This is a genomic window from Mycobacterium paraffinicum (assembly GCF_001907675.1).
Classification (GTDB): Bacteria; Actinomycetota; Actinomycetes; order Mycobacteriales; family Mycobacteriaceae; genus Mycobacterium; species Mycobacterium paraffinicum_A.
Genome location: NZ_MPNT01000011.1, coordinates 93,485 through 114,365, shown reverse-complemented (window position 1 = coordinate 114,365; position 20,881 = coordinate 93,485). Strand labels below are relative to the sequence as shown.

General features: G+C 69.5%; 20 protein-coding genes and 1 pseudogene. 9 read left to right on the top strand and 12 right to left on the bottom strand.

Annotation, left to right across the window (positions count from 1 at the left end; all coding sequences use genetic code 11):
* Positions 1-8: 8 nt before the first annotated feature.
* The 3 genes from BRW65_RS14145 to BRW65_RS32300 all read right to left on the bottom strand — a co-directional run bounded on the left by BRW65_RS14145 (position 9) and on the right by BRW65_RS32300 (position 2,474).
* On the bottom strand, positions 9-848 hold the full coding sequence (locus BRW65_RS14145) for a hypothetical protein (protein ID WP_073875703.1): 840 nt from the start codon (positions 846-848) through the stop codon (positions 9-11).
* Between the two features lie 37 nt (positions 849-885).
* The gene (ripC, locus tag BRW65_RS14140; protein ID WP_073875605.1) at positions 886-2,037 is read right to left on the bottom strand and encodes a peptidoglycan hydrolase RipC; all 1,152 of its coding nucleotides are present in this window, start codon (positions 2,035-2,037) and stop codon (positions 886-888) included.
* 182 nt (positions 2,038-2,219) lie between these two features.
* Positions 2,220-2,474 (bottom strand): hypothetical protein, encoded by a 255-nt coding sequence (locus BRW65_RS32300; RefSeq protein WP_073875603.1) that lies wholly within the window; start codon positions 2,472-2,474, stop codon positions 2,220-2,222.
* A 168-nt stretch (positions 2,475-2,642) separates the two neighbouring features.
* Between BRW65_RS32300 and BRW65_RS14130 the strand changes: the two are divergent.
* A pseudogene (locus BRW65_RS14130) lies at positions 2,643-4,487 on the top strand (DEDD exonuclease domain-containing protein); the annotation flags it as partial.
* Here the strand turns inward: BRW65_RS14130 and trpD are convergent.
* On the bottom strand, positions 4,425-5,525 hold the full coding sequence (gene trpD / locus BRW65_RS14125; RefSeq protein ID WP_073875601.1) for an anthranilate phosphoribosyltransferase: 1,101 nt from the start codon (positions 5,523-5,525) through the stop codon (positions 4,425-4,427). The pseudogene BRW65_RS14130 and the gene trpD overlap by 63 nt on opposite strands.
* Before the next feature lie 138 nt (positions 5,526-5,663).
* Here trpD and ctaE point away from each other — a divergent pair, with 138 nt between their 5' ends.
* The 4 genes from ctaE to qcrB all read left to right on the top strand — a co-directional run bounded on the left by ctaE (position 5,664) and on the right by qcrB (position 10,175).
* Positions 5,664-6,275, top strand: coding sequence for an aa3-type cytochrome oxidase subunit III (gene ctaE / locus BRW65_RS14120; protein ID WP_067274561.1), 612 nt, complete (start codon positions 5,664-5,666; stop codon positions 6,273-6,275).
* 40 nt (positions 6,276-6,315) lie between these two features.
* A complete protein-coding gene (gene qcrC, locus BRW65_RS14115; protein ID WP_073875599.1) occupies positions 6,316-7,170 on the top strand; it encodes a cytochrome bc1 complex diheme cytochrome c subunit in 855 nt (284 codons plus the stop codon).
* 105 nt (positions 7,171-7,275) lie between these two features.
* Positions 7,276-8,481 (top strand): cytochrome bc1 complex Rieske iron-sulfur subunit, encoded by a 1,206-nt coding sequence (gene qcrA, locus BRW65_RS14110; RefSeq protein ID WP_073875597.1) that lies wholly within the window; start codon positions 7,276-7,278, stop codon positions 8,479-8,481.
* Positions 8,478-10,175 carry a cytochrome bc1 complex cytochrome b subunit gene (gene qcrB, locus BRW65_RS14105; protein ID WP_073875595.1) on the top strand — a complete coding sequence of 566 codons (1,698 nt, stop codon included), beginning with the start codon at positions 8,478-8,480 and terminating at the stop codon, positions 10,173-10,175. The genes qcrA and qcrB overlap by 4 nt, the downstream gene beginning before the upstream one ends.
* Here qcrB and BRW65_RS14100 read toward each other — a convergent pair.
* Complete coding sequence (locus tag BRW65_RS14100) at positions 10,172-10,633, bottom strand: DUF5994 family protein (protein WP_073875593.1); 462 nt, start codon at positions 10,631-10,633, stop codon at positions 10,172-10,174. The two genes, qcrB and BRW65_RS14100, sit on opposite strands and share 4 nt — an antisense overlap.
* Before the next feature lie 342 nt (positions 10,634-10,975).
* On the opposite strand from BRW65_RS14100, the gene BRW65_RS14095 reads away from it, so the two are divergent.
* Entirely contained in the window at positions 10,976-11,209 is a 234-nt protein-coding gene (locus BRW65_RS14095; protein ID WP_073875591.1) for a hypothetical protein, read from the top strand.
* Between the two features lie 7 nt (positions 11,210-11,216).
* Here the strand turns inward: BRW65_RS14095 and BRW65_RS14090 are convergent, their stop codons facing one another.
* The 4 genes from BRW65_RS14090 to ctaC all read right to left on the bottom strand — a co-directional run bounded on the left by BRW65_RS14090 (position 11,217) and on the right by ctaC (position 14,514).
* On the bottom strand, positions 11,217-11,858 hold the full coding sequence (locus BRW65_RS14090) for a DUF2561 family protein (protein WP_073875589.1): 642 nt from the start codon (positions 11,856-11,858) through the stop codon (positions 11,217-11,219).
* On the bottom strand, positions 11,858-12,790 hold the full coding sequence (locus tag BRW65_RS14085; protein WP_073875587.1) for an MmpS family transport accessory protein: 933 nt from the start codon (positions 12,788-12,790) through the stop codon (positions 11,858-11,860). Before BRW65_RS14085 ends, BRW65_RS14090 begins: the two co-directional genes overlap by 1 nt.
* 181 nt (positions 12,791-12,971) lie before the next feature.
* Positions 12,972-13,391 carry a cytochrome c oxidase subunit 4 gene (locus BRW65_RS14080; RefSeq protein ID WP_067281379.1) on the bottom strand — a complete coding sequence of 140 codons (420 nt, stop codon included), beginning with the start codon at positions 13,389-13,391 and terminating at the stop codon, positions 12,972-12,974.
* A gap of 13 nt (positions 13,392-13,404) precedes the next feature.
* Entirely contained in the window at positions 13,405-14,514 is a 1,110-nt protein-coding gene (gene ctaC / locus BRW65_RS14075) for an aa3-type cytochrome oxidase subunit II (protein ID WP_073875585.1), read from the bottom strand.
* A gap of 132 nt (positions 14,515-14,646) precedes the next feature.
* Between ctaC and asnB the strand changes: the two genes are divergently transcribed.
* Positions 14,647-16,599, top strand: coding sequence for an asparagine synthase (glutamine-hydrolyzing) (asnB, locus tag BRW65_RS14070; protein ID WP_073875583.1), 1,953 nt, complete (start codon positions 14,647-14,649; stop codon positions 16,597-16,599).
* A 78-nt stretch (positions 16,600-16,677) separates the two neighbouring features.
* Here asnB and BRW65_RS14065 read toward each other — a convergent pair whose 3' ends face one another.
* The gene (locus BRW65_RS14065) at positions 16,678-17,652 is read right to left on the bottom strand and encodes a carbohydrate kinase family protein (protein WP_073875581.1); all 975 of its coding nucleotides are present in this window, start codon (positions 17,650-17,652) and stop codon (positions 16,678-16,680) included.
* A gap of 195 nt (positions 17,653-17,847) precedes the next feature.
* On the opposite strand from BRW65_RS14065, the gene BRW65_RS14060 reads away from it, so the two are divergent.
* Positions 17,848-18,492, top strand: coding sequence for a hypothetical protein (locus BRW65_RS14060; RefSeq protein WP_073875579.1), 645 nt, complete (start codon positions 17,848-17,850; stop codon positions 18,490-18,492).
* Positions 18,493-18,507: 15 nt separating this feature from the next.
* Here BRW65_RS14060 and BRW65_RS14055 read toward each other — a convergent pair whose 3' ends face one another.
* Complete coding sequence (locus BRW65_RS14055) at positions 18,508-18,864, bottom strand: HesB/IscA family protein (protein WP_066951784.1); 357 nt, start codon at positions 18,862-18,864, stop codon at positions 18,508-18,510.
* Positions 18,865-18,927: 63 nt separating this feature from the next.
* Entirely contained in the window at positions 18,928-20,004 is a 1,077-nt protein-coding gene (locus BRW65_RS14050; protein ID WP_073875701.1) for a glycerate kinase family protein, read from the bottom strand.
* A 191-nt stretch (positions 20,005-20,195) separates the two neighbouring features.
* On the opposite strand from BRW65_RS14050, the gene BRW65_RS14045 reads away from it, so the two are divergent.
* A complete protein-coding gene (locus tag BRW65_RS14045) occupies positions 20,196-20,876 on the top strand; it encodes a DUF3043 domain-containing protein (RefSeq protein ID WP_073875577.1) in 681 nt (226 codons plus the stop codon).
* Positions 20,877-20,881 lie beyond the last annotated feature (5 nt).

Sequence of the window (20,881 nt, the reverse complement as noted above, 5' to 3'; positions counted from 1 at the left end):
GCATCTCCTCAACCCGAGTGGGTCAGCCAATCGTGCCAGCGCGCGAGCAGGCCGGCCGGGTCGGTGGCCAGGACGTCGTGGATGGCGGCGGGCACGTCGGTGTGGCCGGCGCCGCAGGCGGCCAGGTACAGGTCGCGCAGCTTGTCCGCGCCGTAGGTGTCCGCGACGAAACGCGCGAACCACCACGCGCGGTCGTAGGCGAGCGAGCGCTGCGGCCCGGGCGCGTCCAGGTCGGCGTCCGAGGGCAGCGTCAGCGGAACGGGCAACGCGTCGGCCGGCACCGGCGAGCGGGGCCGGGCGACGAAGTCGGCCACGCCTTCGGTCAGCCATCGGGGCGCGTCCGCGGCGGTGTCCGCTCGGGCGGCGTAGTGAAAAAGCTCGTGCGCCAACACGATTCGGAACGCACCCGCGGTCATGGTGGCCGCGCCTGGCGCGAGCACGATCCGCTCGCCCACCGCCGCCCGGTGCGCGGGATCGACGCGGTCGGCGACCGTTACCGCCGCGATGTCGACCCACTGCGCCGCCGGCCCCCCGCCCGCGGCGGCGCGGAACTCCTCGTCGGTGCGCGCGGCGACCAACGAGATGTCGGGCGACCAGTGCACGCCCCAAAACGCCTCGACCGCGTTGATCGCGGCACCGATGTCGGAGACGACCCGCGACAGTAGGCGATCGCTCGCCGGGCCGCCGAAACCCGTCAGCCGTACGGTGCGGTCGCCTACGACCAGCGACTTCGTCGTGGCGCTGGCCTGGCTGCGCGTCGGCGTGACCAGCTGCGCGGGCCGTATCCCGACACCGCGTCCGGCTTCGAGCGGCACGGCCGCCGCGACGACGAGCTCGACCAGGAACACCCAGGCCAGCAGGAGCGTGAGCCGGCGGGTCGAGCCTCTAGTAGCGGCGGGCGTCGTGGACCGGGCCTGCCGCATTCATCGGCACCACGCGCACCGGCTGGCCGTAGGTCGAGGAATGGATCACCATGCCGTCACCGACGTAGAGGCCGCTGTGTGAGGCGTCGTTATAGAAGGTGATCACGTCGCCGGGCTGCAGGTCCGACAGCGCCACCGGTTGGCCGCCCGTGGCCTGCGCCTGGCTGGAGTGCGGCAGCGAAATCCCGGCCTGCTGGAACGCCCACATCACCAGCCCGGAGCAGTCGAACCCGCCGGGTGCGGCACCGCCCCACACATAGGGCGAGCCGACCTGGGTCAGCGCCGCCTGCACGACGGTCGCGCGGTCACCGCCGCCGACCCCGCCGCCGAACGGTCCGGGCATCCCCCCGGGAGGCGGCGCCTCACCGGGTGCCTGCCCGGCCGGCGGTGGCGCGCCGGGCGGTGCGGCCTCCGGCGCGGGCGCGCCGGGTGCCGGCAGCCCGGCCGGAATGGGGCCCGGGTCGGCCAGCGCGGTGCGCTGTTCGGGCGACAAGGAAACGTACTGCGACTTCACGACGGCGATCTGCACCTGCAGCTGACTTTGCTTGGATTGCAGGCTGGCCCGCACCGCGGCGGCCTGCTCGGCCGCGCTCTTGGCGTCGGCCGCGGCCTTCGCCGACTCCCGCTCGGCCTTGGCGGCCTGCTCGCCGGCGACCCGGAAGTTCGTCATCTGGTCGGCCATCTGCGTTGCCATCTGCCGCTGCATGGCCAGCTTGTCGATCAGCCCTTGCGGCGATCCGGCGGTCAACATGGCCGTCATGCCGTCGACGCGGCCGCCCATGTAGGTCGCGGCGGCGAGCTTGTTGACGGCGCCCTGGTACGACGCCAGCCGGGCCCTGGCCGCGTCGACGGCGGCCTGGGCGTCGTCGTGCTTCTTCTCCGCCGCATGCTCGGCCACCAACTTGTCGTTCAGGTCGAGCTGCGCGCTGTGCATCGCCTCGGTGGTCTGCTCGGCCTGGCGGGACAACTCGTTGAGTTTCGCCAGCGCGTCGTCGGCCGGGTCGGCCGAGACGTGCGCAGCAAGGACACCCGACAACACAGTGAAGCCCGCTAGCGTCCCGATGGCAGTTCGTGTGACGAAACGCGCAAACGGGTATCTAGAGTCAAGCCTCAAGATTTGCTTCCTTAAACGGCCACCGACGCGCAAGCGCCGTCGAGCTGGGTTTAGGTCTCAAACAGGTTACGAAACGATATCGACGTTTGTCCAAAGCGGGCGGTTAAGAAATTGGATAGATTTCTGTCATTATCGTGTGAACGACACTGACCGTCTCGTAAACCTTTGGCACACAAAGCATCTTAGGCGACGCCCGAATCGTGCTCGCGGCGGATAGGCACTAACCGCAAACGCGGAGCCAGGCCGACATCGGCAAGCACCGCCAACGCAGCGCATTCGTCTTCCAACAAAGTTTCCGGGACCCCGAGTATCACGCTGACTACACAATCGCGGCATCCGCGCCCGCGCACGGCGCACTCGTCGCAGTCGATCACGACCGGGGCGCCCGCATCCGGCGCCTCCGCGCCGTAGCTGTCGGGTCTGCTGCTTCGTGCCATCGGGATCGGTCCTCTCGGTCGGGCTGGGTGAACGTCGGGTCGGACTGTCCGAACCGTAACCGCAGCCACCGACAACCAGCCGGCGCCGCGTTTCGGCCGGCAACGGCCCCGACTCGCCCCGGCGTGGGAGCCGCGCGGGTGTCGGTGGTCGCGCTTAACCTCGCGGCCATGGGTGCCGGTGGTGCGACTCAGCTCAGCTTCGCCGACTTGGGGTCGCCCTTCGCCACCGCCGACGCCACCGCCGACGTCCCGCTGCGCGACACCACCTTCGTGGTGGTGGACTTGGAAACCACGGGCGGCCGCACGAAGAGCACGGACGGAAACGCCCCCGACGCCATCACCGAGATCGGGGCGGTCAAGGTTCGCGGCGGCGTGGTGCTCGGCGAGTTTGCCACGCTCGTCGATCCCGAACGCAGCATCCCCCCGCAGATCGTGCAGCTGACCGGCATCACCACCGCGATGGTGTCCGACGCCCCGACCATCGACGCGGTGCTGCCGATGTTCCTCGAGTTCGCCGGGGACGCGGTGCTGGTCGCCCACAACGCGGGGTTCGACATCGGATTCCTGCGCGCCGCGGCGGCGCGGTGCGAAATCCCCTGGCCCCGGCCGCAGGTCCTGTGCACGGTGCGGCTGGCCCGCCGGGTGCTCAACCGCGAGGAAGCCCCCAGCGTGCGGCTGGCCGCCCTGGCGCGGCTGTTCGCCGTCGCCACCCAGCCCACCCACCGCGCCCTCGACGACGCGCGCGCCACCGTCGACGTGCTGCACGCGCTCGTCGAGCGGGTGGGCAACCAGGGCGTGCACACCTATGCCGACCTGCGCGCCTACCTGCCGGACGTGACCCCGGCCCAGCGGCGCAAGCGGGTCCTCGCCGAGGGCCTGCCCCGCCGGCCGGGCGTCTACCTGTTCCGCGGGCCCTCGGGCGAGGTGCTGTACGTCGGCACCGCCGTCGACCTGCGCCGCAGGGTCGGCCAGTACTTCACCGGCGCGGACCCGCGCGGCCGGATGAAGGAGATGGTCAACCTGGCCACCGCGGTCGACCACGTCGAATGCGCCCACGGGCTGGAGGCCGGCGTCCGCGAGCTGCGGCTGCTGGCCGCGCACGCCCCGCCCTACAACCGCCGGTCGCGATTCCCGCACCGGTGGTGGTGGGTGGCGCTCACCGACGAGGCGTTCCCGCGGCTCGCGGTGGTCCGAGCGCCCCGCCACGACCGCGCCGTCGGCCCGTTTCGCCTCCGCCCCGACGCCGCTGATACGGCCGCCCTGTTGGCCCGCTTCACCGGCCTGCGAACCTGCACCGCCCGGCTGGGGCGCTCGGTCCTGCACGGCCCGGCCTGCGCCGAGGTCGAAGTGTCGCCCTGCCCCGCGGCGCGCGACGTCACGGCCACCCAGTACGCCGCGGCCGTGGCGCACGCCGCGGCGTTGATCGACGGCCTGGAGAACGGCGCCCTGGCCGCCGCCGTGGACCAGGTCACGGCGCTGGCCGAACGCCGACATTTCGAGAGCGCCGCCCGCCTGCGCGACCGCACCGCCACCGCCGTCGAGATCCTCTGGCGCGGCCAGCGGCTGCGCGCCCTGGCCGCCGTGCCCGAACTGATCGCCGCCGCGCCCGACGGGGAGGGCGGCTACCACCTCGCCGTCGTCCGGCACGGTCAGCTCGCCGCGGCGGGGCGCGCGCGGCGCGGGGTAGCCCCGATGCCGGTGGTCGACGCGATTGTGGCTGGCGCACAGGCGATTCTGCCGAGCGCGGCCCCGCTGGGCGGTGCGCTGGTGGAGGAGTCCGCCCTGATCGCGCGCTGGCTGGCCGGGCCGGGCGTGCGCATCGTGCGCGTCGACGACTCCCCCGACGCCGCCGGCTGGGCGTCACCGCTGCGCTCCGCGGGCGCATGGGCGGCGTGGGCGACCTCGGCGCGCTCTGCGCGGTTGGCGTACGAGCAAGCGGCCCAACGTGATTCAGAGCTGCTGGCCGAACCGCACCCATCGCGCGAGCAGCTGTTCGGCCGCACCGGAGTCGATCGCCGCGCTGGCGCGCTGCAGCCCGTCCTCCCACGCCGGCAACCATTCAGCGCGGCTGGATAATCCGGCGTGCGCGACGATCGCCCCGGCGGCGTTGAGCACGACCGCGTCCCGGACCGGGCCCTTGGCGCCGGCCAGCACGGCGCGCACCTCCGCCGCGTTGGCGTGCGCGTCGCCGCCCAGCAGGTCGCCCAGATCGGCCCGGGCGAAACCGAATCCGGCCGGATCGAAGGTCAGCCTGTCCACCGTCCCGGCCTGCACGCGCCAAATCGTGCTGGTGGTGGTCGTGGTCAGCTCGTCGAGCCCGTCGTCGCCGTGCACCACCAGCACGCTGGACCGGCGCGCGGCGAACACCCCCGCCATCACCTCGGCCAGGTTGGCGAATGCGCAGCCGATCAAGCCGGCCCGTGGCCTGGCCGGATTCGTAAGCGGCCCAAGCAGATTGAACACTGTCGGCACGCCGATCTCGCGGCGCGCCACGGATGCGTGCCGGTACGACGGGTGAAAAAGCGGCGCGAAGCAGAACCCGATGCCCAGCTGCGCGAGGCTCTGCGCGACCTGCTCGGGTTCCAGCTCGATGCGCACCCCGAGCGCCTCCAGCGTGTCGGCACCGCCGGACAACGACGACGACGCGCGGTTGCCGTGTTTGACCACCGGCACGCCCGCGGCGGCGACCACGATCGCCGCCATCGTGGACAGGTTGACCGTGTTGACGCCGTCACCGCCGGTCCCGACGATGTCCACGGTGTCGTCGCGCATACCGGCCGGCAGCGGGCGCGCGTGGCTCAGCATGACGTCGGCCAACTCGCTGACCTCGGCGGAGGTGGGCACCTTCATCGTCATCGCCACCGCGAAGGCGGCGATCTGGGCCGGGCTCGCGTCGCCGGCCATGATCTGCGCCATGGCCCAGGCGGCCTGGCCGCGGGCCAGGTCGTGCCCGCCGGTCAAGCTGGCCAGGATCCGCGGCCACGACGGCGCCGTCCCCGCCGCGCCGGCGGCGGAACCCCCGAGGGAGGAAGCCTCAGATGACAGAGCCACGCGCCGATGGTCCCACGAGGACCGGACCTCCCCCAACCACCGCGGAGGGCCGCCCGCTCCGGGCGTGGTCGCGACGCGAAAACATCAAATGCCGCCCCGGGTGGAGTTCAACAACTACAAAGCGTCATACTTGCGGATGTGACCAGCGCTGTAGGGACCTCAGGTACTGCAATCACGTCGCGGGTTCATTCGTTGAATCGACCCAACATGGTCAGTGTCGGCACCATCGTTTGGCTCTCCAGCGAGCTGATGTTCTTTGCTGGCCTGTTCGCGATGTACTTCACCGCGCGTGCGCAGTCGGGCGGAAAGTGGCCGCCGCCGCCGACCGAACTCAACCTCTATCAGGCCGTCCCGGTGACGCTGGTGCTGATCGCATCGTCGTTCACCTGCCAGATGGGGGTGTTCGCGGCCGAACGCGGCGACGTCTTCGGGCTGCGCCGCTGGTATGTGATCACCTTCCTGATGGGGCTGTTCTTCGTTTGCGGGCAGGGCTACGAGTACTACCACCTGGCCACGCACGGCACCACGATCCCGGGCAGCGCCTACGGCAGCGTGTTCTACCTGGCGACCGGGTTCCACGGGCTGCACGTCACCGGCGGTCTGATCGCCTTCATCTTCTTGCTGGCCCGCACCGCGATGAGCAAGTTCACCCCGGCGCAGGCCACCGCGAGCATCGTCGTGTCCTACTACTGGCATTTCGTCGACATCGTGTGGATCGCGCTGTTCACCGTGATCTATTTCATCCGATGAGCCGACGGCTCCGAATAACGGAATGAACAGGAGTGCTCGGTTGAAGAAACTGGGGTCCATGCGAAACCGGAAGCCGCGAAAAGCCGCGAGTGATCGCTCCCGGCGGCGCCTGCGCCGCCGCTTGTCGGGCGGGCTGCTGCTGCTGATCGCGCTGACCATCGCAGGCGGGCTGGCCGCCGTGCTGACGCCGCGCCCGCAGGTGGCCGTCGCCGACGAGTCGTCCTCGGCGCTGCTGCGGACCGGCAAGCAGCTGTTCGAGACGTCCTGCGTCTCGTGCCACGGCGCCAACCTGCAGGGCGTGCCCGACCGCGGGCCCAGCCTGATCGGGGTCGGCGAGGAGGCCGTCTACTTCCAGGTGTCCACCGGCCGGATGCCCGCGATGACCGGCGAGGCCCAGGCGCCGCGCAAGGAGCCGATCTTCGACGAGGCGCAGGTCGACGCCCTGGGCGCGTACGTGCAGGCCAACGGCGGCGGTCCCACCACGGTCCGCAACCCCGACGGCAGCCTGGCCATGAAGTCGCTGCGCGGCGACGACCTGGGCCGCGGCGGGGACCTGTTCCGGCTGAACTGCTCGTCCTGCCACAACTTCACCGGCAAAGGCGGGGCGCTGTCGTCCGGCAAGTACGCGCCGCCGTTGGAGCCGCCCAACGAGCAGCAGATCCTGGCGGCGATGCGGACCGGCCCGCAGAACATGCCGAAGTTCTCCGACCGCCAGCTGTCCTTCGAAGCGAAGAAGGACATCATCGGCTACATCAAGGCGGTCACCGAGGAGCGCCAGCCCGGCGGCTACGGCCTGGGCGGCTTCGGGCCCGCACCCGAGGGCATGGCGGCCTGGATCATCGGGATGGTCGCCGCCATCGGTTTGGCGCTCTGGATTGGGGCACGAGCATCATGAGCCGCGCCGAGACGATGCAGTGGGGGCACGCCCCCTCACCGCGGTGCGGTTGGGGGAACCCCCGCCCGCTTGCGGGGGCCGGCGCGATGTGGAGGAGCGGCGCATATGAGTGACGTGAATGCCGTCGGCGGCTCTGACACCGACAAGGGCGCCGCGCCAAGCGAACCCGACGAGGCGGCCCTGGCCGCGATGTCGCGCGAGGAGCTGGTGGCGCTGGGCGGCAAGCTCGACGGCGTCGAGACGATCGTCAAGGAACCCCGCTGGCCCGTCGAGGGCACCAAGGCCGAGAAGCGCGCCGAGCGCGGGGTTGCCCTGTGGCTGCTGCTCGGCGGTGGCTTCGGCCTCGCGCTGCTGTTGGTCTTCCTGTTCTGGCCGTGGGAGTACAAGCCCAAGAACGCCGCCGGCAGCCTGCTCTATGACCTGGCCACCCCGCTGTACGGGCTGACCTTCGGGATGTCGATCCTGTCGATCGCGATCGGCACCATCCTCTACCAGAAGAGGTTCATCCCCGAAGAGATCTCGATCCAGCAGCGGCACGACGGCGCCTCCCGGGACATCGACCGCAAGACGGTCGTGGCGAACCTGACCGACGCCCTGGAGGGCTCGACGGTGCGCCGCCGCAAGGTGATTGGGGCGTCGCTGGGGCTGGGCCTCGGCGCGTTCGGTCTGTCCACCCTGGTGGCCTTCGCCGGCGGCCTGATCAAGAACCCGTGGAAGCCGGTGGTGCCGACCGCCGAGGGCAAGAAGGCCGTGCTGTGGACGTCCGGCTGGACCCCGCGGTACGCGGGCGAGACCATCTTCCTCGCGCGGGCCACTGGGTCCGCCGGCGCGTCACCGTTCATCAAGATGCGGCCCGAGGACCTCGACGCCGGCGGCATGGAGACCGTGTTCCCCTGGCGGGAGTCCGACGGTGACGGCACCACGCCGGAATCGCAGGAAAAGCTGCGCGCGATCAACCAGGGCGTCCGCAACCCCGTGATGCTCATCCGGGTCCGGCCGTCGGACATGCCCCGGGTGGTCAAGCGCCAGGGCCAGGAGAGCTTCAACTTCGGCGAGCTGTTCGCCTACACCAAGGTCTGCTCGCACCTGGGTTGCCCCGCTTCGCTTTTCGAGGAGCAGTCCTACCGGATCCTGTGCCCCTGCCACCAGTCGCAGTTCGACGCCCTGCACTTCGCCAAGCCGATCTTCGGCCCGGCGGCCCGCGCGCTGGCGCAACTGCCCATCACGATCGACTCCAACGGGTATCTGGTCGCCAACGGTGACTTCATCGAGCCCGTCGGACCGGCATTCTGGGAGAGGACGACAACATGAGTCCCAAACTGAGTCCCCCGAAACCGCCGAAGATCGGCGATGTCCTGGCCCGTCAGGGCGAAGACATCGACACCCGCTATCACCCGTCGGCGGCGGTGCGCAGGCAGCTCAACAAGGTCTTCCCGACGCACTGGTCGTTCCTGCTGGGCGAGATCGCGATGTACAGCTTCATCGTGCTGCTGCTCACCGGCGTATACCTGACGCTGTTCTTCGACCCGTCCATGGCCGAGGTCACCTATAACGGCGCCTACCAGCCGCTGCGCGGTGTGGACATGTCCAAGGCGTTCGCTTCGACCCTGGACATCTCGTTCGAGGTGCGTGGCGGCTTGTTCGTCCGGCAGGTACACCACTGGGCCGCACTGATTTTCGCGGCGTCCATCATGGTGCACCTGGCGCGCATCTTCTTCACCGGCGCGTTCCGCCGGCCCCGCGAGGCGAACTGGGTGATCGGTTCGCTGCTGCTGATCCTGGCCATGTTCGAGGGGTATTTCGGCTACTCGTTGCCCGACGACCTGCTGTCGGGCATCGGCCTGCGCGCGGCGCTCTCCTCGATCACGCTGGGCATGCCGGTGATCGGCACCTGGCTGCACTGGGCGCTGTTCGGCGGCGACTTCCCTTGCGGCGGTGTGGGTAACGAGTGCGCCACCCTGGGCACCATCATCCCGCGGATGTACGCCCTGCACATCCTGCTGCTCCCGGGGATCATCCTGGCGCTGATCGGGCTGCACCTCGCGATGGTGTGGTTCCAGAAGCACACCCAGTTCCCCGGCCCGGGCCGCACGGAGCAGAACGTCGTGGGCGTGCGCGTGATGCCGATCTTCGCGGTGAAATCCGGCGCGTTCTTCGCCGCGATCGTGGGTGTGCTCGGCCTGATGGGTGGGCTGTTGCAGATCAACCCCATCTGGAACCTGGGCCCCTACAAGCCATCTCACGTCTCGGCCGGCTCGCAGCCCGACTTCTACATGATGTGGACCGAGGGCCTGGCGCGTATCTGGCCGCCGTGGGAGTTCTACTTCTGGCACCACACCATTCCGGCCCCCGTCTGGGTGGCGCTGCTGATGGGCCTGATCTTCATCCTGCTGATCGTCTACCCCTTCCTGGAGAAGCGGTTCAGCGGTGACTACGCCCACCACAACCTGCTGCAACGGCCGCGTGACGCCCCGGTGCGCACCGCGATCGGCGCGATGGCGATCTCGTTCTACATGTTGTTGACGCTGGCGGCGATGAACGACATCATCGCGTTGAAGTTCCAGATCTCGCTGAACGCCACGACGTGGATCGGCCGCATCGGGATGGTGATCCTGCCGCCGGTGGTCTACTTCGTCGCCTACCGGTGGTGCGTGGCGCTGCAGCGCAGCGACCGCGAGGTGCTGGCACACGGCATCGAGACGGGCATCATCAAGCGGCTGCCGCACGGCGCGTACATCGAGCTGCATCAGCCGCTCGGCCCGGTCGACGACCACGGCCACCCGCTACCGCTGGAGTACCAGGGCGCGGCGCTGCCCAAGCGGATGAACAAGCTGGGCTCGGCCGGTTCACCGGGGCACGGCAGCTTCCTGTTCGCCGACCCGGCGTCGGAGGATGCGGCGCTGCGCGAGGCGGAACACAGCTCCGAGCAACGTGCCCTCACCGCCCTGCGCGAGCACCAGGAGACCACCGTCGGTTCAAACGGCAAGAACGGCGAGCACCACTAGCCTCGCGCTGGTTCGCTGACGGCCGTGCCGCATTGTTGGTGAGCGGCTCGTAGGACGGAGCCTGCGGTCAGGTACGCGGGCTTCAACTGGTCGCGCGCTTCGACGGGTAGGTCGGCCGCGCAGCGCAACACCATCAGGGCGAGCGCGCTATAGGTCGCGTACGGGATGACCAGCAGGTTGATGCGCGCGTCGGCCCCGATGACGGTCATCACGTGCTGGCGTTTCCGTTCCCACCCGGACCAGTTCAGGTCGGGTGGTCGCTGCAGCGGTGGCCAGTTGACGTGGATGGACTCGATTTCCCCCAGCAACGGGGTCAGGACGGCGACCAGCTCGGGCAACTCGTTGGTGATGCGGTCCGCGCGCGGCCACCACGCGCCGTCGATCGCCCGCCCGAGCTCACGCCCCACCGACAGGCGGACGGGGTTGGCTCGGCGCCGGCGTTCCGGCGATGCGGTCATCGACGCGCTCCGCGGTCGCGGCCAGGCACTGTTGCAACATCCACGGGCGGTTTCCTTCACGTCGGCGTCGTTCGCCCCGGCGAGCGCGGGGCGGACGGAGGAATCGCATTGCCCGTGAGTGGCCCGTACCGGTCGCACGGACCACCGCTGACAACGAAACGGCTCATAGTCGACGCTACGCCCCCGATGACCCGTCGGGACTGCCAGGGTGGCGCGCGGACGCGGAATCGCCCGGGCGCCGCGGAAACCAGGGCCCGCCCCCGCTGTTGCACTAGAGTGGCGAGTGCCTGACCGTGGCGCTGTCCTGGTGAGCGGGGGGCCAAAACGGTGAGGACGGGCGTAATGGCAATACAGGACTGGGCCGATGCGCCAGAGATCCATCCCTCGAAGATCCGCGTCGGAGACACCATCGGCACGCTGCGTCCCACGAAACTGCGCTACACCGTCAGGATGATCAGCGGCCCGCAGGCGACTCCCCGGCGTTGGACGTTCTTCGGCCGTGACGACCACGGCGCACAGCACACGGGCACGTTCGGCGAGGACGAATTGGTTCGCAGGTACGCCAAGGCGTCCTGATCGGCGCCTACTCGGCGTCGACGACCCGGCGCAGCTGGCGAACGTGCAGCCATTCGATCGCCGGCATCCCGGCGGTGACGACGCCGGCGATCGCGTACGCGACCCACGACGGGCCGTCGTGGCCCACGGCCATCAAGTAGGTCGCCGTCGCCACCGCGACCAGCGCCGCGCCCATCGCGGTGACCAACAGCACCGTGCCGCGCAACCAGACCCGATCGACCGTCTCACCCGACCATTCGGCATCGGGCGACGCGGCCGGCGCCTGGGGCCTCGGCTGCCGCGCCCGCTCGGCCGCGGTGCGCGGCGCCTGCGACATCAGCCGCACCGGGGGCCGGCTGGGCGCGGTCATCCCCCGGCCGGCCAGGTCGGTCTGGGCCATTCGGCGCGCCCGAATCAGCATCGGGATCGCCCCGGCGATGATCAGCGCCGAGACGACGATCACGGCATACAGCACCCACGAGGTGGAATGCGTGCTATCGGCCGCTTTGTGAAAGCCGCGGCCCAAGTCCGTCAGCGCGACGGCCGCGGCGACGCTCACGCCGAGCAACACCAGCCAGACGGCCGCGCACGCACCGATCAGGATGCGGTCGATGACGTCCGGTGAAATGGTGTCGTCGCCACGGCGGTACGCCGAATACCTGCTCACCATCAGCAGCTCGTCTGCGGTGCGTCGTTGGTGTTCGACGACAGGACCGTTCCGTCGCTCGTCGTGATCGAGCAGTTGAGCCGGCTGACCCGGAAAAGGCTGGACGCCTCGACGGAGCCCACGTCGGACTGCGAGATCGGCGTGACGGTCATCGACCACGGGATGTACACGTTGTGCTGCGTACGCCGCCGCCCTGAGGCGTCGACGTAGGTCACCGAGATGATGTCCCCGGGCGCCTTGGTGCCGGTGACCGAGTAGGTCACCTGCCGCGGGCCGGCCGGGGTGGTCGGCGGCGGCGGCGCCGCGGCGGTCGAGGTGGCCGGCGGCGGCGCGGGCGCGGGCGCCGGCGGTGGCGGCGGCGGTGTGGGCGTCACCGTCACGGTCTGGGTCTCCGTTGCTGTCGGGGGCGGCGGCTCGGTCGTCGTCGGCGGCGGCGGCGGAGGCGGCGGTGGCTTGGTGGTCGTGATCTCGTCTTGCAGCGGCGGCGTCGATCTCACGGTGGTGGTGGTGTTGGGGTTGGCCAGCTTGGTGGTGTCGGTGCGCGCGAACAGCAGCGACACCGACACCACGAGCGCGATGGCGGCCACGATCGCGGCGATCCCGACCACCCACGGCCAGCGCGGGGCGGCGTGTTCGTCCTCGCCTTCGGCCGACTCGTCGAACGTGTCGTAGTCGTAGAGCCCGAGGTCGGCCGGTAGGTACGGCCCGCTGATGAAGTGCTCGGACTCCGGGGCCGAATAGGCCCGCGAATAGGCGTCGGTCTGACCCGTTTGGTCGGCCCCCGGCTCGGCGCCGTCGTCGAACGGTTCGAGCTCGTCCTCGACCCCGGCGTCGTCGGCGTCCGCGGGGTCGGAGCCGGAATCCGGTTGGTGGGGAGCCTCGCTCACGGAATCGGGTTCCTCAGGTTCCCATTCCGGCGGTTTCGGCCCACTCATCTCTGCCTGCCCTGTCCGACTGCCTCACCAGCGCGCGGGGCCCCGCGGCCATACCGTTGCGCGCGCGCTTGAGAAATTGTCAATTGCCTGGGCAAAACACTACCGAACGCAGAGGGGCAAAGAAGTCTTGGCGAAGCGGCCACAGATCACGTGATCTGATTGTGACCTTTACCGATACGAATCAGTGCTTCTCGGGACCGACGTAGTACTCGAAGACCAATCCCGCGACCGATGCGAGGACGAACATCACGCCCGCGGCGATCAGCCAGGGCAGCCACAGCGCGATTCCGACCGCGGAGACCGAGGCCGACAACGCGATCAGGATCGGCCACCAGCTGTGCGGGCTGAAAAAGCCCAATTCACCTGCTCCGTCGCTGATCTCGGCGCCTTCGTAGTCCTCGGGTCGAGTGTCGATGCGACGCGCGACGAACCGGAAGAAGGTGGCCACGATCAACGCCAGTCCCCCGGTCAGCGCCAGCGCGGTCGTGCCGGCCCACTCCTCGCCACCTGTGGCGAAAAGCGCTGTCAGCACCCCATAAAGCACCGCAACCAAAATGAAAAACCCGGCGATGAATTCGAAAAGCCTGGCTTCAATATGCATTTGGTGTCCTAACCTACTGGCTTCCGGCCAACTGACCGCGCTTGGTGTCGAACGGGTGAGTGGTCACCGCGAGCGGCGCCTGACCGATCGCCTGCAACGCTTGCGCGTTGCTCTTTCCGTCGATCCGCTGCTGCAGGTAAGCCTTGAAGTCGTTGGGCGGCACCACCCGAACCTCGAAGTTCATCATCGAGTGATACGTGCCACAGAACTCGGCGCAGTGCCCGACGAAAGCCCCCGCCTTGCTGATGTCGTCGACCTGGAAGACGTTCACCGAGTTGTTCGCCTCGGCGTTGGGGATCACGTCGCGCTTGAACAGGAACTCGGGCACCCAGAACGTGTGGATGACGTCGGCCGAGGCCAACCGGAATTGGATGCGCTTGCCGGTGGGCAACACCAGCACCGGGATTTCGTCGCTGGTGCCCAGGATTTCGACCTTATCGAAGTTCAGGTAGGTGCGGTCGGAGGTGTTGAGCCCGCGGACCGGGCCGACGAGCTCCTCACCGTGGGCGTCCTTGCCCTCGGGCTTGGAAACCATCGCGTTCTTGCGGGCCTGATCGACACCGTCGTAGGTCAGCATGCCGTCCTTGAAGTCGACGCGCTGGTAGCCGAACTTCCAGTTCCACTGGAAGGCGGTGACGTCGACCACCACCTCGGGGTCCTTGTCGACATGCAGCATCTTCTCCTGCACCACGACCGTGAAGTAGAACAGCACCGAGATGATCAGGAACGGCGTCACCGTGAGCACCAACTCCAGCGGCATGTTGTAGCCGAACTGGCGCGGCAGCTCGGTGTCGGTGGCCTTCTTGCGGTGGAAAGCCGACGCCCAGAAGATCAGGCCCCACACGATGACCCCGACAACCAGCGAGGCGATCGTCGCGCCGATCCACAGCTCGCGGTTGATGTGGGCCTGCGGGGTGATGCCCTTGGGCCAGCCCAGGGCCAGCGCGTCCGACCAGGTGCATCCGCTCAGGGTGACCGCCAATACGCCGAACGTCGCGGCCAGCGCCAACGGCCGCAGACGACGGGACCCACCCCGCCGAACGCCCCCGGAACGGCGGCCAGAAAGGCTCTCAAACCTGCCCTGCGACAAACGTTGCGAACGGACCTGCTCGCGAGGTGTCACGTTGGCGCCTCCTGCTCGGATATCGAATACTACGCAGCGTAGACCACGCCGCTTACCCGAGCGACGAAACCCCGGCCCGTCACGGGTGTGCGGCGCCACAGTCGGCGGCCGAGTGCGGCATACTGGGGCGCCGTGTGTGGTCTGCTGGCGTTTGTCGCTGCCCCGGACAGTGCCAGTGACGACGCTGCCGCCCGGGCCGACGACGCGATCGCGCGCGCGTCGCATTTGATGCGCCACCGCGGCCCCGACGAGGCGGGCACGTGGACCGACCCGGGCGCCGACGGGTCCGTCGTATTCGGCTTCAACCGGCTGTCGATCATCGACATCGCGCATTCCCACCAGCCGCTGCGGTGGGGGCCGGCGGAGGCGCCCGGCCGCTACGTGCTGGTGTTCAACGGCGAGATCTACAACTACCTGGAGCTGCGCGACGAACTGGCCGCCACCCACGGCGCCGTTTTCGCAACCGACGGTGACGCCGAGGCCATCGTCGCCGGCTACCACTACTGGGGCGCCGACGTGCTCACCCGGCTGCGCGGCATGTTCGCCTTCGCGCTGTGGGACACCGCCACCCTCGAATTGTTCTGCGCCCGAGACCCATTCGGCATCAAGCCGCTCTTCATGGCGACCGGCGCCGGTGGCACCGCGGTGGCCAGCGAGAAGAAATGCCTGCTGGACCTCGCCGAGTTGGTCGGATTCGACACCGGGATCGATGAGCGGGCCGTGCAGCACTACACCGTGCTGCAATACGTGCCCGAGCCCGAGACGCTGCACCGCGGGGTGCGCCGCCTCGAATCGGGCTGCTACGCGCGGATCACGGCCGGGCGGCAACCGGAGGTCACCCGCTACTTCGTGCCGCGGTTCGCCGCCACACCGATCACCCGCGGCACCGAGCAGGCCCGCTACGACGAGATCACCGCGGTGCTCGAGGACTCGGTGGCCAAGCACATGCGCGCCGACGTCACCGTCGGGGCGTTCCTGTCCGGCGGGATCGACTCCACCGCCATCGCGGCGCTGGCCATCCGGCACAACCCCAAGCTGATCACCTTCACCACCGGTTTCGAGCGGGAGGGCTTCTCCGAGGTCGACGTCGCGGTGGCCTCCGCCGAGGCGATCGGCGCCCGCCACATCGCCAAGGTGGTCCACCCGGACGAGTTCGTCGCCGCCCTGCCCGAGATCGTCTGGTATCTCGACGAACCGGTGGCCGATCCTGCGCTGGTGCCGCTGTTCTTCGTCGCCCGCGAGGCCCGCAAGCACGTCAAGGTGGTGCTGTCCGGGGAGGGCGCCGACGAGCTGTTCGGCGGCTACACGATCTACCGGGAACCGTTGTCGCTCAAGCCTTTTAACTACCTCCCGCGGCCGCTGCGACGGTCGATGGGCAAGGTGTCCAAGCCGCTGCCGGAGGGGATGCGGGGCAAGAGCCTGCTGCACCGCGGCTCGCTCACGCTCGAGGAGCGCTACTACGGCAACGCCCGCAGCTTCTCCGACGCCCAGCTGCGCGACGTGCTGCCCGGCTTCCGCGAGGAGTGGACCCACACCGACGTCACGGCCTCGGTGTACGCGCAGTCGAAGGGCTGCGACCCGGTGGCGCGCATGCAGCACATCGACCTGTTCACCTGGCTGCGCGGCGACATCCTGGTCAAGGCGGACAAGATGACGATGGCCAACTCGCTGGAGCTGCGGGTGCCGTTCCTGGATCCGGAGGTGTTCGCCGTGGCCTCGCGGCTGCCGGTCGAGGCCAAGATCACCCGCACCACCACGAAGTACGCGCTGCGCCGGGCGCTGGAGCCGATCGTTCCCGGGCACGTGCTGCACCGGCCCAAGCTGGGGTTCCCGGTGCCCATCCGGCACTGGTTGCGCGCCGGCGAATTGCTGGACTGGGCCCACGGGTTGGTGGCGTCCTCGCAGGCCGGTCACCTCGTCGACCTGGCGGCCGTGCGGCGGATGCTCGACGAGCACCGCAACGGCGTCAGCGATCACAGCCGCCGGCTCTGGACGCTGCTGATCTTCATGCTCTGGCACGCGATCTTCGTCGAGCACAGCGTGGTGCCGCAGATCAGCGAGCCGGTGTATCCCGTCCAGCTCTAGCGCCGGTTCTACCGCGAGCAGACGCAAAATCGCGCTCTGGCGGGGCGAGCGACGCGATTTCGCGTCTGTTCGCCAGGCTCAGGCGAGCACCGCGGCGATCTCGTTGGCCGCGTCCTCGCCGTAGGCGCCCGCCAACCGGCTCACCGCGGTCTCGCGATTCCACTTCCAGTTCTGCGTTCCGGTGGATTCCAGGACCAGCACGGCGACCAGCGAGCCCAGCTGCGCGGAGCGCTCGAGGCTCAGGCCGGCGCTGCGCCCGGTGAGGAAGCCCGCGCGGAACGCGTCGCCGACGCCGGTGGGGTCGGTCTGGCTGGTCTCGGGCACCACGCCGACGCGGGTCGTCGTGCCGTCGGGCTCGACGATGTCCACGCCCTTGGGCCCCAGCGTGGTCACCCGCAGCCCGACCTTGCCCTGCACGTCGGCCTCCGACCAGCCGGTCTTGTTGAGCAGCAGCTCCCACTCGTAGTCGTTGGTGAACAGGTAGGCGGCGCCGTCGACGAGCCTGTCGATCTCGTCGCCGGACAGGCGGGGCAGCTGTTGGGACGGGTCGGCGGCGAAGGCCAGGCCCAGTTTGCGGCACTCCTCGGTGTGCACCACCATCGCGGCCGGGTCGTTGGCGCCGATGATCACCAGGTCCGGCTCGCCGATGGACGACACCACGTCGGCGAGCTTGATGTTGCGGGCCTCCGACATCGCGCCGGGGTAGAACGACGCGATCTGGGCCATGTCCTCGTCGGTGGTGCAGGTGAAGCGCGCGGTGTGGGCCGTCTTCGAGATCAGCACGTTGTCGCAGTTGACGTTGTGCGATTGCAGCCACTGCCGGTAGTCGTCGAAGTCGTCACCGGCCGCGCCGACCAGCGCCACGTCACCACCGAGCACGCCGATGGCGTAGGCGATGTTGCCCGCCACGCCGCCGCGGTGGATCACCAGGTCGTCGACCAGGAAACTGAGCGATACCTTCTGCAGATGTTCAGCCAGCAGGTGTTCGGAAAACTTGCCGGGGAACCGCATCAAATTGTCGGTCGCAATCGAACCTGTCACCGCGATCGTCACGAATGTCTCCGCCCTTCGTTAGCAAGGTTATCTAGCTTACGCACGCGCCTCGACCGTCGCCGCGTCCACGGTCGGCGCGAAGCGGTGCGCTAGCCTCCCTAGGGAACTCGCTCCAGTCGCCGGGACACGAAGCGCGGTCGGGTTTCCCGCACCAGCCCGTCTACCAGTCCCCGTCTACCACCGTAGGAGACCACGATGGCAGGTCCGCACTCGCCGAACCACACCGTCGGCGGCGGCGGACCCGAACCAACAGAGTCTCAGCCGCTCGAGTTTCCGGACGACCCCCGCGCCGGCGGCGCGGCTCCCGCCAATTATGCCGGTCAGGCACCGCCGATGCCGTACCCGCAGCGGCGGTCCTCCAAGCGGCGGCTCGTAATCGGCATCCTGTTGGCCGTGGCGCTGGCGGCCGCCCTGACCGTGGCGATCGTCTACGGCGTGCGGACCAACGGGGCCAACACCGGCGCCACGTTCTCCGAGGGCGCCGCCAAGACGGCGATCCAGGGGTATCTGGACGCGCTGGATCACCGCGACATCGAGGAGATCGAACGCAACGCGCTGTGCGGCATGTACGACGGCGTCCGCGACAAACGGTCCGACCAGGCGCTGGCCAAGTTGAGCAGCGACGCGTTCCGTAAGCAGTTCTCCGAGGTCGAACTGACCTCGATCGACAAGATCGTCTACCTGTCGCAGTACCAGGCCCAGGCGCTGTTCACCATGAAGGCGTCGCCCGCTGCCGGGGGCCCGATGCGTGGTGAACTGCAAGGCATCGCCCAGCTGCTGTTTCAGCGGGGCCAGATCATGGTGTGCTCGTACGTGCTGCGCACCGGCGGCTCGTACTGAGCGGAAGCTACCCGCTCAGTTGAAGGAGTCGCCGCAGGCGCAGGAGCCGGTGGCGTTGGGGTTGTCGATCGTGAAGCCCTGCTTCTCGATCGTGTCGACGAAATCGATGGACGCGCCCTCCACGTACGGCGCGCTCATCCGGTCCACCGTCAGCGTCACGCCGCCGAAGTCCGCGGTCAGGTCGCCGTCGAGCGTCCGGTCGTCGAAGAAGAGGTTGTAGCGCAGGCCCGCACACCCCCCCGGCTGGACCGCGATCCGCAACGCCAGGTCATCCCGCCCCTCCTGGTCGAGCAGGGACTTTGCCTTGGTGGCGGCGGCCTCGGTCAAGATAACGCCGTGCGTCTTGGCGGTCGACTCGTTTTGCACCGTCATTGCTTCTCCTACATGCCTCTCGTTGGCTGGGTCTTCAGGCGGGGCCCGAGAAAGTCCACTTCCTCAACGGTACCTTGCAGGACCGCTATTCCCGAGTCGTGCCGCCACCACGGACGCCAGCCCCATGAGCTGATTCGCCGCGTCGGCCTGCGCCAGCCGCACCGATCCGGCGTGCTCGGCGATGGAGAGGGCGGCCATGATGCCCGCCGAGCGGACTGTGGCATTGTCCAGGCCCACCTGCCCGGCCAGCACGATCACCGGCACTCCCCGCGGCCGGGCCGCGTCGGCGAGATAGCCCACCACCTTGCCGTGCAGCGACTGCTCGTCGAATCGGCCTTCCCCGGTGACGATCAGCTCCGCCATGTCCAGGTCGTCGGCCAGGCGGGTGTGATGGGCGATGATCGCCGCGCCCGACTCGCAGCGGCCGCCCAATGCCAGCAGCCCGGCGCCGATACCCCCTGCCGCGGCGGCCCCGGGTTCGGAGCTCACGTCGCGGCCGGCGACCGCTTCCAGGATGAGCGCCCACGCCTGCAGGCGCACCTCCAGCGCCGCCACGGTGACCGTGTCCGCCCCCTTCTGCGGGCCGAAGACCCTGGCGGCTCCCCAGGGCCCGAGCAGGGGGTATTCGGTGTCGGACGCGGCGATGAGCTCCACGTTGGCCAGCTGGCGGCGGGCGGAGTCCAGGCCACCGAGTTCGGCGATCATGCCCTGCCCGCCGTCGGTGCACGCGCTGCCGCCCAGCCCGACCACGATCCGCGTCGCCCCGGCCCGCAACGCCTCGGCGATCAGCTGCCCCACTCCCCTGCTGTGCGCCGCCATCGCGGTCTCCGGGGTGGGCGGACCGCCCAGCAGGGCCAGGCCGCACGCTTGCGCGCACTCCAGGTAGGCGGTCGTCGTGGCGGGATCGAACACCCAGGCGGCCTCCACCATCGTGGACAGCGGCCCGGACACCCGCAGCCGCCGCGCCTTGTTCAGCCGGCTGGCGAGCACCTCGACGAAGCCGGGGCCACCGTCGGACTGCGGGGCGACGATGAACCGATCGCCCGGCCGGCTCCGGGTCCACCCGGTCGCGATGGCCGCCGCGGCCTCCACCGCGGTCATGCTGTCGCCATAGCAATCGGGGGCGACCAGGACGAGCATGGCCGGCAGCTGCAGACGCCCGGGAGCGAGGCCCAAAGCAGCATCGTCCGAGGCCATGGTGCCGTCGTCCATCACAGGCAGCCGTTCATCACTGGTAAGAGTAGGGCCAAGTGAGGCGCTGACGCAGGTCTAATAGCAAGGCATTCCAAGCCGATTCCGGACCGGCCCGTCCGCGAAGTAACCTGGCCTCTGTGAAGTTGATGGGCCGCAAGAAGGGCCAGGACGAGGACCTTGACGAGAGCGCGGCGGCGCTCGATGCCGCCGGCGCCCCCGAGACGTCTCGTGGCGTGCGCGGGACGACCCGCAAGGGCCGGCCGACGCCGAAACGCAACGAGGCGCGGCGCACCGCGCGCAAGGGTCCGGTCGCGCCCGCACCGATGACCGCGTCCGAGGCGCGGGCCCGCCGCAAGTCGCTGGCCGGTCCCAAGCTCAGCCGCGACGAGCGCAGGGCCGACCGGGCCGCCAACCGCGCCAAGATGGCCGATCGCCGCGAGCGCATGATGGCCGGCGACGAGGCGTACCTGTTGCCGCGCGACAAGGGCCCGGTTCGGCGCTACGTGCGCGACGTGGTCGACGCCCGGCGCAACCTGCTTGGCCTGTTCATGCCGGCGACGCTGTTCTTGATGTTCGCCCTGTTCACCACGCCGCAGCTGCAGCTCTACGTCTCCCCGGCGATGCTGCTGCTGATGGCCGTGATGCTGGTCGACGGGCTGCTGCTGGGCCGCAGGGTGAGCAAGCTGGTGGATGCGAAGTTCCCCGACAACACCGAAAGCCGTTGGAAGCTGGGTCTTTACGCCGCCAGCCGGGCGTCACAGATGCGCCGGCTGCGGACGCCGCGGGCCCAAGTCAAGCGCGGCGCCGATGTCAAGTAGGCCCG

Bases quoted from the DNA above. Each gene is read 5' to 3' on its own strand.
- BRW65_RS32300 (WP_073875603.1), bottom strand. From the start codon at position 2,474: ATGGCACGAAGCAGCAGACCCGACAGCTACGGCGCGGAGGCGCCGGAT.
- qcrA (WP_073875597.1), top strand. From the start codon at position 7,276: ATGAGTGACGTGAATGCCGTCGGCGGCTCTGACACCGACAAGGGCGCC.
- qcrB (WP_073875595.1), top strand. From the start codon at position 8,478: ATGAGTCCCAAACTGAGTCCCCCGAAACCGCCGAAGATCGGCGATGTC.
- BRW65_RS14100 (WP_073875593.1), bottom strand. From the start codon at position 10,633: ATGACCGCATCGCCGGAACGCCGGCGCCGAGCCAACCCCGTCCGCCTG.
- BRW65_RS14095 (WP_073875591.1), top strand. From the start codon at position 10,976: ATGGCAATACAGGACTGGGCCGATGCGCCAGAGATCCATCCCTCGAAG.
- BRW65_RS14090 (WP_073875589.1), bottom strand. From the start codon at position 11,858: ATGGTGAGCAGGTATTCGGCGTACCGCCGTGGCGACGACACCATTTCA.
- BRW65_RS14085 (WP_073875587.1), bottom strand. From the start codon at position 12,790: ATGAGTGGGCCGAAACCGCCGGAATGGGAACCTGAGGAACCCGATTCC.
- BRW65_RS14080 (WP_067281379.1), bottom strand. From the start codon at position 13,391: ATGCATATTGAAGCCAGGCTTTTCGAATTCATCGCCGGGTTTTTCATT.
- BRW65_RS14060 (WP_073875579.1), top strand. From the start codon at position 17,848: ATGGCAGGTCCGCACTCGCCGAACCACACCGTCGGCGGCGGCGGACCC.
- BRW65_RS14055 (WP_066951784.1), bottom strand. From the start codon at position 18,864: ATGACGGTGCAAAACGAGTCGACCGCCAAGACGCACGGCGTTATCTTG.
- BRW65_RS14050 (WP_073875701.1), bottom strand. From the start codon at position 20,004: ATGCTCGTCCTGGTCGCCCCCGATTGCTATGGCGACAGCATGACCGCG.